The sequence below is a fragment of the Gemella haemolysans genome (assembly GCF_028308085.1).
Taxonomy (GTDB): domain Bacteria; phylum Bacillota; class Bacilli; order Staphylococcales; family Gemellaceae; genus Gemella; species Gemella haemolysans_D.
The window spans coordinates 1-440 of sequence record NZ_JAQMFS010000023.1; the positions used below are offsets into that span (position 1 = coordinate 1).

Here is a 440-nt window from a genome sequence, read left to right on the forward strand (position 1 = left end):
ATAGAAACAGATGCTGCATTTAGATGGTTTTTAGGGATACCATTTTCTAAACCAGTTCCACACTACTCTACATTTTCACAAAACTATATTCGACGTTTCCAAGGAACTGATGTGTTCGAACAAATATTTATTAATATAGTAAATCAAGCAATAGAAAAGAAACTAGTAGGTGGTAATGAGTTTTTTACTGATTCAACACATATTAAAGCCAACGCAAATAAAAAGAAATTCAAAGTTGAAGTAACTACAAAAATAAAAAAAAGAAAATTAGATTTAGAAAAAGAAATAAATGAAGAGAGAAACAAAAAAGGAAAAAAGCCTTTTGAGTACAAAGAGGAACAAGTTGTAAAAAAGCAGAAAATTAACACTACCGATCCGGATAGTGGATATTATCACAGAGACCATAAAGAAGAAGGTTTTATGTATTTAGACCATAGAAC

Annotated in this window: 1 protein-coding gene; it reads left to right on the top strand. The window is 29.5% G+C overall.

Annotated elements, in window-relative coordinates:
* A partial coding sequence (locus PNO30_RS01520; RefSeq protein ID WP_271986895.1) for a transposase occupies positions 1-440 on the top strand: 440 nt, incomplete at both ends.